Annotated in this window: 11 protein-coding genes; all 11 read left to right on the top strand. The window is 50.6% G+C overall.

Translation table 11 applies throughout. The features are described 5' to 3' along the window. The first annotated feature begins 113 nt into the window (after positions 1–113). The 11 genes from mreC (at position 114) to ACRJJO_RS08430 (ending at position 12,234) form a co-directional block, all read left to right on the top strand. Positions 114–1,001, top strand: coding sequence for a rod shape-determining protein MreC (gene mreC, locus ACRJJO_RS08480; RefSeq protein WP_431065440.1), 888 nt, complete (start codon positions 114–116; stop codon positions 999–1,001). After that, on the top strand, positions 988–1,476 hold the full coding sequence (gene mreD, locus ACRJJO_RS08475; protein WP_431065405.1) for a rod shape-determining protein MreD: 489 nt from the start codon (positions 988–990) through the stop codon (positions 1,474–1,476). The genes mreC and mreD overlap by 14 nt, the downstream gene beginning before the upstream one ends. Positions 1,477–1,488: 12 nt before the next feature. Continuing rightward, positions 1,489–3,348 carry a penicillin-binding protein 2 gene (mrdA, locus tag ACRJJO_RS08470; protein WP_431065404.1) on the top strand — a complete coding sequence of 620 codons (1,860 nt, stop codon included), beginning with the start codon at positions 1,489–1,491 and terminating at the stop codon, positions 3,346–3,348. Further along, positions 3,326–4,456 (top strand): rod shape-determining protein RodA, encoded by a 1,131-nt coding sequence (gene rodA, locus ACRJJO_RS08465; protein WP_431065403.1) that lies wholly within the window; start codon positions 3,326–3,328, stop codon positions 4,454–4,456. Before mrdA ends, rodA begins: the two co-directional genes overlap by 23 nt. 2 nt (positions 4,457–4,458) lie before the next feature. After that, a complete protein-coding gene (gene mltB, locus ACRJJO_RS08460) occupies positions 4,459–5,787 on the top strand; it encodes a lytic murein transglycosylase B (protein WP_431065402.1) in 1,329 nt (442 codons plus the stop codon). 53 nt (positions 5,788–5,840) lie between these two features. Beyond that, complete coding sequence (locus tag ACRJJO_RS08455) at positions 5,841–7,004, top strand: D-alanyl-D-alanine carboxypeptidase family protein (RefSeq protein ID WP_431065401.1); 1,164 nt, start codon at positions 5,841–5,843, stop codon at positions 7,002–7,004. 3 nt (positions 7,005–7,007) lie between these two features. Further along, entirely contained in the window at positions 7,008–7,853 is an 846-nt protein-coding gene (locus ACRJJO_RS08450) for a D-amino acid aminotransferase (protein ID WP_431065400.1), read from the top strand. Beyond that, positions 7,850–8,116, top strand: coding sequence for a YbeD family protein (locus ACRJJO_RS08445; protein WP_431065399.1), 267 nt, complete (start codon positions 7,850–7,852; stop codon positions 8,114–8,116). Before ACRJJO_RS08450 ends, ACRJJO_RS08445 begins: the two co-directional genes overlap by 4 nt. Before the next feature lie 128 nt (positions 8,117–8,244). Next, complete coding sequence (gene lipB / locus ACRJJO_RS08440; RefSeq protein ID WP_431065398.1) at positions 8,245–8,853, top strand: lipoyl(octanoyl) transferase LipB; 609 nt, start codon at positions 8,245–8,247, stop codon at positions 8,851–8,853. Then, complete coding sequence (gene lipA / locus ACRJJO_RS08435; protein ID WP_431065397.1) at positions 8,850–9,815, top strand: lipoyl synthase; 966 nt, start codon at positions 8,850–8,852, stop codon at positions 9,813–9,815. The genes lipB and lipA overlap by 4 nt, the downstream gene beginning before the upstream one ends. 142 nt (positions 9,816–9,957) lie before the next feature. Then, positions 9,958–12,234: a Tex family protein gene (locus tag ACRJJO_RS08430; RefSeq protein WP_431065396.1), complete on the top strand. Its 2,277-nt coding sequence runs from the start codon at positions 9,958–9,960 to the stop codon at positions 12,232–12,234.

The following is a 12,234-nucleotide window of genomic DNA, read 5'->3' as shown; positions in this document are numbered from 1 at the left end:
CGCGACCATGCTTGTAGCGTTTATGGCAATGCCACCGACTAAAAGAGCTCGTCAGAAACTCGCAAACATGACCGCACGAAATATCTTTACCTATACGGTTCATTTTCGAGGTAATCGTTATTAATCCTTTATTTGCCACCGGCCCTTCGATTAATACGCGACTGCTGGTGGCGATAGTGGCCTCAATCGCACTTCTGGTCGCTGAACGCAAAAGCTCGCAACTGGACAAACTTCGCAGCGTACTATCAATGATTACCTATCCGATTCAATCGATTACGGACTGGCCTCTACATCACTCAAAAGAAACCGTAGAATCGATAAAATCACTTTATAGTCTAAAAGAAGAAAATGAACGACTAAGCCAAGAACAATTGATTTACAAATCCCAATTGCTTAAATATGAAGCCCTGGAGAAGGAAAATATCCGGTTAAGGGCATTACTGGAAAAATCCTTTAAACTGGGCGAACAGGTACTGGTGGCCGAGTTATTATCCGTCAACCTAGCACCCTTCGAACATGTCGTCGTCGTCGATAAAGGAACGCGGTTCGGCGTGCATGCTCAGCAAGCGGTTTTGGATGCATATGGCGTGGTCGGCCAAGTATACCGCGCGCTTCCGCTTAACTCCGAGATCATGTTAATTACCGATCCCGGCCATGCAATTCCAGTACAGATCAATCGCAACGGCTTACGTACAATCGCAGTCGGCAGCGGGCGAATCAATAGGCTAATATTGCCTTATTTAGCCAACAACGCCGACATCAAGGAAGGCGACCTACTGATTAGTTCAGGCCTAGGCGGCATCTTTCCGCAAGGCTATCCGGTTGCTGTCGTAGAAAAAATAATCCTCCAGCCTAACAAACCTTTCGCCGAAATATACGCAACACCTAAGGCACAATTAAATCGAAGCCGGGAATTGTTAATCGTATGGAAAAGCGAAGCGCCTATCCCGCTGGAAACTCAAGAAACAGATCAAGCGGACGAAAACCATGCCGAAGAATAATGCTTTCGGCTACGGCCGTTATTTCCTCTCGATTATTTTTGCCATGTGCCTGAATATCGCCGCCTGGCCTCAACCCATGGCGCAATTCAATCCCAATTGGATATTACTCGTGGTTATTTACTGGGTACTGGCCGCACCCGAACGAGTCGGCATATTTAGCGCTTGGACCATCGGCTTACTGACTGACGTATTAACCGGTAGAATGCTGGGCTTGAATGCGCTCACCAACTCGCTGGTAGCCTTTCTGTGCTTGAGGCTACACAAGCGACTCAGACAATACCCGATTCTGCAACAAGGCCTATTTATCTTTTTTTGCCTACTCGTATCTCAATTTTTGATATTCTGGATCACTGATAGCCAAACTATCGCACGCGCCTCTTACACTTTTTGGTTACCCGTATTAACCGGCACCTTTTTCTGGCCCTTAGTCTTTTTTTCTTTGCGTGCAATACGACTCTACCGACGCATTCGTTGAATCGTTTGTCTCATGCCTCGCACCTACACCATAAAAAACCCGGCGGAGGAAAACCGCATTTTTACGGGACGCGCGATTGTCGCGATGATCTTCATTCTCCTTCTATCGACCGGCTTAATCGTTCGCTTGGTTTATTTGCAGATTGTCGGCCACGAACATTACGCGACCTTAGCTAAAAACAACCATATTAAAATATCGCCGCTGCCACCGACCCGCGGCATCATCTTCGACCGAAAAGGTAGAGTGTTGGCCGATAATGTTCCAACATACAGCCTTGAGCTGATACCCGAACAAATCAAAGATCTCGACGACACACTCGCTCGATTACAAGAATTATTGGACATTCCCGAAGATAAAATCGAGCAGTACCAAAAATTGCGCAAACGCGAAAAACGCTTTACCAGCACACCGCTATTGTTGCGCATGTCCGAGGAAGAAATCGCCAAATTCGCTGCAGTTAGACCTTATTTTCCGGGTGTCGATATTCATGCTCGCCTGGTCAGGCACTATCCCTACGACATTCTAACCTCGCATGTTATCGGTTATGTTGGGCGTATCAACGAAAATGAATTAAAAAGGCTTCCGGTTTCTGAATATCGCGGCACACACCATGTCGGCAAAGTTGGGATCGAGTTAGCTTATGAGACCGAACTACACGGCAAAGCCGGCTATGCCGAAATAGAAACCAACGCGCAATCCCGAGCGATAAGCACTTTAAAAACAGTCGACCCTACTGCGGGCTCGAACCTACACCTAACCCTCGATATCGATCTACAAAAGACCGCTTATGATGCTCTCGATATTTATAACGGGGCGGTCGTGGCGATCGAGATAAAAACCGGTGGCGTCTTGGTTTTTACCAGTCGCCCCGGCTTCGATCCGAATCCGTTCGTCTACGGCATCGACACTAAATCATATAAAGAACTACAAACCTCGGATGCTCAACCGATGTTTAATCGGGCACTCCGAGGGCAATACCCGCCCGGCTCAACGATCAAGCCTTTCATGGCCTTGGCCGGGCTTGAATATCAAGTGACTCACCCAGGCCAAAAAACTTATTGCCCCGGTTATTTTCAACTTCCCAATGTCAAACATAAATACCGAGATTGGAAAAGAGGAGGCCATGGTACGGTGGATCTGAATCTCGCAATCGTTCAGTCTTGCGATGTTTACTTTTACAGCCTGGCTTTATCGCTCGGCATCGACAACATCCACCGTTTTTTCACGAAGTTCGGCTTCGGAGAAAAATCCGGCATCGATCTAGTCGGCGAACTATCAGGCCTACAACCCTCTAAACAATGGAAGCGCAAAGCCCGTAATCAATCCTGGTATCCCGGCGAAACGGTTATTACCGGCATCGGCCAAGGTTATACTCAGGTCACGCCGCTGCAATTAGCTCGAGCTACTGCTACGCTGGCTAATAAAGGCAAGGTCGTCCATCCGCACTTAGTGGGCTCGTTTACCGAGAACGGTATTCTGAAACCCGCGGAAGCCAAACCGGAAACCACCCTCGCGCTAAATCCTAGGAATATCGACGCGGTCGTCTCTGCCATGATCAATGTCGTACATAGCGCTAGGGGGACGGCTAGGAGCATCAGCCGGGGCATCGATTATCAAATTGCCGGCAAAACCGGCACGGCCCAGGTCTTTACCGTCAAACAAGAAAAGCGCTATAACGAAAACGAAATCGCTTTTAAACTACGCGATCATGCTTTATTCATGGCATTTGCGCCGGCTCACGACCCACAAATCGCTGTTGCCGTCATAGCCGAGAACGGCGGCCATGGCGGTTCTGTTGCGGCTCCGATAGCCGGAAAAATCATTCGTCAATATTTACAGGAACCCAGCGATGAAGACCGAAACACGCAGTGAACAATTCGTACCGCACTCGCTCCTCGGCAATCTATTGAGAAAACTGCATATCGACATTCCCTTGCTGATATGTTTGCTGCTAGTTCTTAGCCTAAGCTTTCTGATTTTGTATAGTGCTAGCGGGCAAGATACCGACATCTTGATCCGTCAGGCCACCCGCATGCTGATTGCCTTTGTCCTGATGATCGTACTTGCCCATATTAATCCTTATCAATTTAAACGCTATTCGACGATTCTATACGGAATCGGCGTAACTTTGCTGGTTGCCGTGCTGATCATGGGGCAAATCGGTAAAGGCGCGCAGCGTTGGCTCGATTTAGGGTTCTTTCGCTTTCAGCCCTCGGAAATGCTCAAAATTACCGCACCGATGATGATTGCCTGGTATTTATCGGAAAACACTTTGCCCCCGAAGTGGAAGCAGATGGGTATCGCCGGCTTGCTACTCCTGCTACCGGCGCTACTGATTGCAAAGCAACCCGATCTCGGCACCTCGATATTGGTGTTCAGCTCGGGAGCCGCGGTCATTTTTTTTGCCGGACTATCATGGCGATTCATCATCAGTATCGGCGCTATTATTGCCTCGTTGACTCCTATTATTTGGCATTTTATGCGCGACTATCAACGCGCCCGGGTTTTGACCTTTATCGACCCGGAAGCAGACCCGCTCGGGCGCGGTTATCATATCATCCAATCGAAAATAGCCATCGGCTCCGGCGGCATCTTCGGCAAGGGCTGGCAAGGCAGCACCCAGGCCCAACTCGATTTTCTGCCAGAAAGCTCAACCGACTTTATATTCGCTGTATTTGCCGAAGAATTCGGTCTCTCCGGTTGCCTTGTGTTAATCGCGCTCTACATTGTTATTATTAGTCGTTGCCTGTATATTTCAATACAAGCGCAAGACAGTTACAGCCGCTTATTGGCGGGAAGTCTCAGCTTTACCTTTTTTGTCTATGTCTTTGTTAACATAGGCATGGTCATCGGCATCCTTCCGGTTGTCGGTGTTCCGTTACCGCTGATCAGCTACGGCGGAACCTCGATGGTTACCTTGCTCGCAGGATTCGGCATCCTGATGTCCATCCACACCCACAAAAAATTCTTACCGACTTAACGATGAAGCAAACCTCAATAGCCACTTTAATGCTTTGCGGAGCCCTGATACTGAGCTCCTCCTCCCCTTCTTCGGCGCAAGCGACCGCGCCGGTCTCGCAGTCCGAAACATTGCCCGAAAACATGTCGGCATTCATACGTACGATGACGGCTAAGCACGGCTTCGACAAAAACAAACTGAATACATTATTCCGGTCGGTCGAATTGCAACCGCGCATCATCGAGGCCATCACACGTCCTGCCGAAGCGATGCCCTGGTACAAATACCGGAAAATATTCATGACCGAAGCGCGCATCGAAGGCGGCGTTAAATTTATGCAAGATAATGCCGCGGCCTTGGCCGTTACACAACAAAAATACGGCGTCCCGCCCGAAATCATCACGGCGATCATCGGCGTCGAGACTTCCTACGGTAAAAATACCGGCAGTTACCGGGTCATCGATGCCTTGTCGACATTGGCTTTCAACTACCCGAAACGGAGCCCGTTTTTCACCAGCGAGCTTGAAAACTTTTTATTGCTATGCCGCGAGGAACACATCGATCCGTTACAACCGACCGGATCTTATGCCGGAGCAATGGGTATCCCGCAATTTATGCCAAGCAGTTTTCGCAGCTATGCAGCCGATTTTGAAGGAGACTATCACCGCGACATCTGGAACAATTCGGCCGATGCCATTGCCAGCGTCGGCAATTATTTTTACAAACATCACTGGCAACGCGGACAACCGGTGACTTTTCAAGCGGCCGCGCAGGGCAACGCTTACCGCAAAGCTCTTGGGGGAGATCTGAAACCGGACCGTACTATAGCCCAACTTAGGGCTTTAAATGTCGAATCGATAGAAACTGCGAGCTCCGACCGAAAAGCCAAACTCCTTGCTTTCGAACTGGAGCAAGGAGAAGAGCTTTGGCTAGGCTTGGACAACTTCTACGTCATTACCCGTTACAATCATAGCCCTCTCTATGCCATGGCGGTTTATCAGCTCAGCCGCGCGATTGCCGAACATTCGGAAACTCCCAAGATAAGCGCCGGCCTACCGAACAACCCAACCGTTGTCCCTCCCCTCCCGGAAAGCGGTCAACAGGCCGTCATCTATATCCAACTAGGTGCTTTCGGTAATGAAGCCAATGCTCAAGCTTTACGCAAAAAAATCGCCGAACATAGCCTCCTTCCGCTACCCAAAATTAAACCCGTCACTCAAAACGGAACGACGCTTCACAAAGTGCAAATCGGCCCGTTAAAATCCGCCGAAGATGCCGAACGGTTGAACGCCAAACTGAATGAAATCGGCATCAATCAGACACGGTATATCGTCGAAAGCATCGGAAATTAACCAATCACTGTTACAATATGACCTTCTGTTTTTGTATGCTCACACCGCGAATAATGACCTCCTCAAAAGTTTACCTCAGCCTGATTGTTTATCTATTTTTTAGCTTATTGCAAACGGCAAACGCGGCTTCCGATAAGACCGATCCAATCATGATTCCTTCGCCGCCGAGTATCGCCGCGAGCAGTTATATTTTGCTTGATGCCGATAGCGGCAAAGTGCTGGGCGAGAACAATGCCGACGTCAAACTCCCCCCCGCCAGTCTGACCAAAATCATGGCCGTTTATGTCGTCTTCACCGAATTGAGTAAAGGCCATCTGAGCCTGAACGAAAATGTCACGGTCAGTCAAAAGGCCTGGCGCACCCCGGGCTCGCGTATGTTTATCGAAGTCAACAAACAAGTCACGGTCCAAGAGTTGCTCAAAGGTATCATTATCCAATCGGGGAATGACGCGAGCGTCGCACTAGCTGAACATGTCGCCGGAGACGAAGCCACTTTCGCCGAAATGATGAACCAACAAGCCGCCATACTCGGCATGAAAAACAGCCATTTCGTCAATAGCATGGGACTGCCCGACGACGACCATTACACGACCGCGCAAGATTTAGCCATTTTAACTCGCGCAATGATCCGCGAATTTCCGGATTATTATGCGTGGTTTTCGGAAAAAGAATACACCTACAATAAAATCACGCAACGTAATCGCAATAAACTTCTTTGGCGCGACCCAAGCGTCGACGGCGTCAAAACGGGCCATACCGAAGCGGCCGGTTACTGTTTAGTCGCATCGGCAGTTCGCGACGGCATGCGCCTGATTTCAGTCGTCATGGGAACCGGCAGCGAACGCGCTCGTGCCAATGAAAACCAGTCCTTGTTGAATTACGGTTTCCGCTTCTATGAAACTCATCGACTGTACAAAGGCAATGAAGCCTTGACCGAGACCCGCATCTGGAAAGGCGCAGATAAAAACTTGGCTTTAGGTCTGGCCGAAGACCTTTATGTCACGATTCCACGCCGCCATTACGAAGACTTGAAGGCTGTCATTAATTTTGAACAAAAAATCATCGCACCGGTCAACCAAGGCGACAATTTAGGCACCGTCAGTGTGACGCTGGCCGGCGAACCATTAATGGAAAAGAAGCTAATCGCACTAACTACCGTAGAAAAAGGCAACTTAGTGCGCAAACTTTACGACACTGTTCTCATGCTGGTGAAATAAAAAATGAGTGATAACCCGACAGTTTATTTAAACGGCCAGTATCTTCCGCTCGATCAAGCCAAAATCTCAGTGCTTGACCGCGGCTTTTTATTCGGTGACGGCATTTACGAAGTCATTCCCGCTTATGCCGGGCGCTTATTCCGCCTGCCGGAACACATCGACCGTCTCGAAGCCAGCCTGAAAAGCATTCGCCTAATTAGCCCTCACAGCCGCGAGCAATGGGCCGGTATTCTAGAGCCGCTGCTCGAACCGGGACAGGATCAATACATTTATCTGCAAATCACACGCGGCGTAGCACCGAAACGTGACCATGCATTCCCCGAGCATATCGAGCCAACCGTATTCGCCATGTGTTCGCCGATTGTGCCCTTAAGCGACCGCGACAGTGGTGTCAAAGCCATCACGCTTGACGACACCCGCTGGGCATTATGTCATATCAAGGCGATTACCTTATTAGCCAACATTTTGCTTAGACAAAAAGCGGTCGACCAAGGCTGTACCGAAGCGGTACTGGTCAAGGACGGCTACGTGACCGAAGGCGCGGCCAGCAATATTTTCGCGGTCCTCGACGGCATTCTAGTGACGCCACCGAAAGGCGAAGAAATTTTGCCCGGCATCACCCGCGATGTCATCCTGGAACTGGCTAAAACCAACGACATTCCCTATAGCGAAGATATTATTTCGCTCGAAGCCTTGAAAACCGCCGACGAAATCTGGCTTACCAGTTCGACTCGCGAAATCATTCCAGTCGTCGAACTCGACTCCCAACCTGTCTCGGACGGTAAACCGGGACCGGTTTGGCAAAAAATGCATCAACTTTATCAAGCGTTCAAGAAAGCCCAGTCATGAGTGACCAAGAAGATATACTGAAATTCCCCTGCCGCTTTCCAATTAAAGCGATGGGCATGAACAGCATTGAATTAGATATTCATGTCGTCGAAATTATTCGGCGCCATGTCAACGACCTTCACGAAGGCGCAGTCACATCGCGCCCCAGTAAAGGAGGAAAGTACACTTCAGTCACAGTCACCATCATCGCGACCAGCAAACAACAACTAGATGCGATTTATCAAGATTTAACGGACTCGCCGCTCGTATTGATGGCTTTATAGTGACAAACGGATAACGCTTTCCAATGAAGACTTTCCATGAAATACCGTTGACGGCAATGATAACGAAGAATATCGGCGATAATATGCCCTATCTGAATAATCTGCATCCCATTGCATAAGATAACACGATGACACTGGCGATCCGCAACCTCGGCCTGCAACCCTACGAAGGGGTTTGGCGCGACATGCAAACGTTCACGCAGCAACGCGATACCCATACTCCGGACGAACTGTGGATCGTCGAGCATCCGCCGGTTTATACGCTCGGTTTGAACGGCAAACGCGAACACCTCTTGCAAGCCAGCGATATTCCCGTCGTACAAACCGATCGAGGCGGCCAGATTACCTACCACGGCCCGGGACAACTGGTACTATATACATTACTGGACATCAAGCGCTTGAACCTGGGTATCCGAGCAATGGTCACGACGCTCGAGCAAGCAATCATAGAAACGCTGGCCCAATACGGCATTCGAGCATCATCGCAAGCCGACAAACCCGGCGTTTATGTCGCGGACAAAAAAATCGGATCGATCGGATTACGGGTAAAAAAAAACTGCAGCTATCACGGACTGAGCTTGAATAACCACATGGACTTAAGACCGTTCGACCGAATCAACACTTGCGGCTACGCCGACATGCAAGTCACGCAATTAGCCGACTTCGGCATCGAAATCGAAACTAGCGAACTGGCCGTACCGGTCGCTCACGCCATCACTCAGGCAATACCACGATGACTTTACAAGCCCCCTCACGAAACACGCCGGAGTCGCATCAACGCAATTCCGTCAAACTCTCTCGAATCCCAGTCAAAGTCGAACCGGCTGCGGAACCGCTTCGCAAGCCTGATTGGATACGCATTAAAGTCTCGGCGAACGACGAAATCAACCGCATCAAAAAACTATTGCGCGAAAACAATCTGCACACGGTTTGCGAAGAAGCCGCTTGCCCTAACCTCGGCGAATGTTTCAGCCACGGCACCGCGACTTTCATGATCATGGGCGACCTCTGCACCCGTCGCTGCCCCTTCTGCGACGTTGCGCACGGAAAACCAAAACCGCTCGATCAAAACGAACCGCTACATTTGGCGCAGACGATCAAGGCAATGAAGCTGAAGTATGTCGTGATTACCTCGGTCGACCGCGACGATTTGCGAGACGGCGGCGCAGGCCATTTCGCCGATTGTATCGCCGCAATTCGGCAAGAAACGCCGACCACCAAAGTTGAAATACTGGTTCCCGATTTTCGCGGTCGCCTCGACAAGGCCGTCGACATACTGAGCCGAGAGCCTTGCGATGTATTCAATCATAACCTGGAAACCGTTCCGAGATTGTACCGAGAAGCAAGACCGGGCGCCGATTACCAAGGCTCGCTCGATCTGCTCAAACGTTATCATGAAATCTGCCCGGAAACACCGACCAAGTCCGGTATAATGCTGGGCCTCGGTGAAACGCACGACGAAGTCGTCGAGGTTATGAACGATTTAATCGCTCACGGCTGTTCAATGTTGACATTGGGCCAATACCTACCGCCAAGCAAGGATCATTTGCCGGTCAAGCGCTATTGGACGCCCGAGGAATTCGACGAACTGGCCGAAACGGCTCACGCGCTCGGCTTCAAACAAGTCGCCAGCGCGCCGCTAGTCCGCTCGTCCTACCACGCCGATCTGCAAGCCAAAGCGGTGGTATCGACAGATTAACAATAAAACCCATCGACCGGAAGTTGTCGATGGGTTTCACTCTGTTCAGCCAATCCTACGCTAAGACCAAAACCCGTTCGTTGGAAACTAACCGAATCTTAACCAATCCATTCACTTTTTACGATTCACTATTCACCAAAATATGGACATCACTCAACGCATCGCCGAAGAATTAGCCGTCAGCCCGAAACAAGTCAATGCCGCGATTTCGTTATTGGACGAAGGCGCGACCGTACCTTTCATCGCTCGTTACCGCAAGGAGATCACCGGCGGCCTTGACGACACGCAACTGCGTAACCTGGAAGAACGCCTGATTTATTTACGCGAGTTGAACGACCGGCGCGAAACCATTCTCGAAAGCATCAAATCGCAAGGCAAACTGACGCCCGATTTGGAAAAATCCATCCTCGATGCCGACACCAAAACGCTGCTCGAAGATCTCTATCTACCGTACAAACCGAAACGCCGCACCAAAGCTCAGATTGCGCGCGAAGCCGGCCTCGAACCCTTGGCTGATGCGATACTGGACGACCGCAGCCTCATCCCGAACGAAGCCGCGCTTAGCTATATCGATCAAGATAAAGGCGTTCCCGATACCGCCGCCGCACTAGACGGCGCACGCCAAATCATCATGGAACGCATTTCCGAAGACGTCGAACTACTCACCGAATTGCGCGAACGCATCTGGCAAAAAGGCATCATTCACTCGGCCGTCGTAACCGGCAAAGAGCAGGAAGCCGCTAAATTCAAGGACTACTTCGATTATCAGGAAGCCATCAACAAGATTCCGTCGCATCGAGCGTTGGCACTCTTCAGAGGCCGCAACGAAGTCTTGCTCAGCATCACATTGAAACCCGCTCAAGAAGACCAGGACGAACATCGTTTATGCGAACAATTCGTCGCGAAATGTTTGAATATCACCGACACATCCAAACCGGCCGATGCCTGGCTCGCGGAGACTGCACGCTTCGCTTGGAAAATCAAATTATTCACACGCATCGACTTGGACTTGAAACTGCGTCTTCGCGAAGCCGCAGAACTTGAAGCGATCAGGGTATTCGCAAGCAACTTGCGGGATTTATTACTCGCCGCACCGGCCGGCCCAAAGGCGACGATGGGCCTCGACCCTGGCATCCGAACCGGCGTCAAGGTCGCGATCGTCGACCCAACCGGAAAGTTGCTCGCAACCGAAACAATCTATCCACTTCAACCTCGCAATCAATGGGATCAGTCTATCGACACATTAGCCCGACTGATAGCGCAACATCGAGTCGATTTAGTCAGCATCGGCAACGGCACCGGCTCGCGCGAGACCGATCAACTGGTCGGCGATCTGATCAAGCGCCATCCGGAACTGAAAGTCACCAAACTGACTGTTTCGGAAGCCGGCGCATCGGTTTATTCGGCATCGGAACTAGCCGCGAAAGAATTTCCCGATCTCGACGTCTCGCTCAGAGGCGCGGTCTCGATTGCGCGACGTCTGCAAGACCCGCTCGCCGAACTGGTCAAGATCGATCCGAAATCGATCGGCGTCGGCCAATATCAGCACGATGTCAATCAAGCGCAACTGGCCCGCATGCTCGACACCGTCGTCGAGGATTGCGTGAACGCGGTCGGTGTCGACGTCAATACCGCATCGGTCGCATTGCTCAAGCAGGTATCCGGCTTATCGGCCAGCGTCAGTGAGAATATCGTCGCGTTCCGCGATCAAAACGGGCCGTTCAAAAACCGCAAGCAATTGAAGAAGGTTCCGCGCCTCGGAGACAAAGCCTTCGAACAGGCGGCCGGTTTCTTACGCGTAATGAACGGCGACAATCCGCTCGACGCTTCCGCCGTGCATCCCGAAGCCTATCCTGTCGTCGAAGCTATCATTGGCGACACCGGCAAATCGGTCCGCGACCTGATTGGTCAAAGCGCTTATCTTCGCTCACTGAACCCGGCCAACTACATCGACGAAACCTTCGGTCTGCCGACCGTAACCGATATTTTGCAAGAACTCGAAAAACCGGGGCGCGACCCGCGCCCCGAATTCAAGAGCGTGCAATACAAGGAAGGTGTCGAAAAAATCACCGACCTGAAACCTGGAATGATGCTCGAAGGTGTCGTCACCAATGTCGCAAACTTTGGTGCTTTTGTCGATATCGGCGTACACCAGGACGGTCTGGTGCATATTTCGCATTTGGCCGATGTCTTCGTCAAAGACCCTCGCGATATAGTGAAAACAGGCGACATGGTCAAGGTCAAAGTATTAGAAATCGATGTGCCCAGACAACGCATTTCGCTGACCATGAAAAAGGAAGAATCCAACGCTGAAATAAAGCCGGTCTCATCGTCTCGCAAACCCGCCAAACAACCCCAGCAAGCACCGAGGCCTAAAGGCGCGATGGCCGATGCATTAGCCAAAGCGTTGAAAAAATAA

Source organism: Methylotuvimicrobium sp. (genome assembly GCF_050611805.1).
GTDB lineage: Bacteria > Pseudomonadota > Gammaproteobacteria > Methylococcales > Methylomonadaceae > Methylotuvimicrobium.
This window is presented reverse-complemented; position numbering and strand designations above follow the sequence as displayed.

Coding starts and splice junctions, on each gene's coding strand:
- mreD (WP_431065405.1), top strand. CDS start 988: ATGCCGAAGAATAATGCTTTCGGCTACGGCCGTTATTTCCTCTCGATT.
- lipA (WP_431065397.1), top strand. CDS start 8,850: ATGACTTTACAAGCCCCCTCACGAAACACGCCGGAGTCGCATCAACGC.
- ACRJJO_RS08450 (WP_431065400.1), top strand. CDS start 7,008: ATGAGTGATAACCCGACAGTTTATTTAAACGGCCAGTATCTTCCGCTC.
- ACRJJO_RS08455 (WP_431065401.1), top strand. CDS start 5,841: ATGACCTCCTCAAAAGTTTACCTCAGCCTGATTGTTTATCTATTTTTT.
- mrdA (WP_431065404.1), top strand. CDS start 1,489: ATGCCTCGCACCTACACCATAAAAAACCCGGCGGAGGAAAACCGCATT.
- ACRJJO_RS08430 (WP_431065396.1), top strand. CDS start 9,958: ATGGACATCACTCAACGCATCGCCGAAGAATTAGCCGTCAGCCCGAAA.
- ACRJJO_RS08445 (WP_431065399.1), top strand. CDS start 7,850: ATGAGTGACCAAGAAGATATACTGAAATTCCCCTGCCGCTTTCCAATT.
- lipB (WP_431065398.1), top strand. CDS start 8,245: ATGACACTGGCGATCCGCAACCTCGGCCTGCAACCCTACGAAGGGGTT.
- rodA (WP_431065403.1), top strand. CDS start 3,326: ATGAAGACCGAAACACGCAGTGAACAATTCGTACCGCACTCGCTCCTC.
- mltB (WP_431065402.1), top strand. CDS start 4,459: ATGAAGCAAACCTCAATAGCCACTTTAATGCTTTGCGGAGCCCTGATA.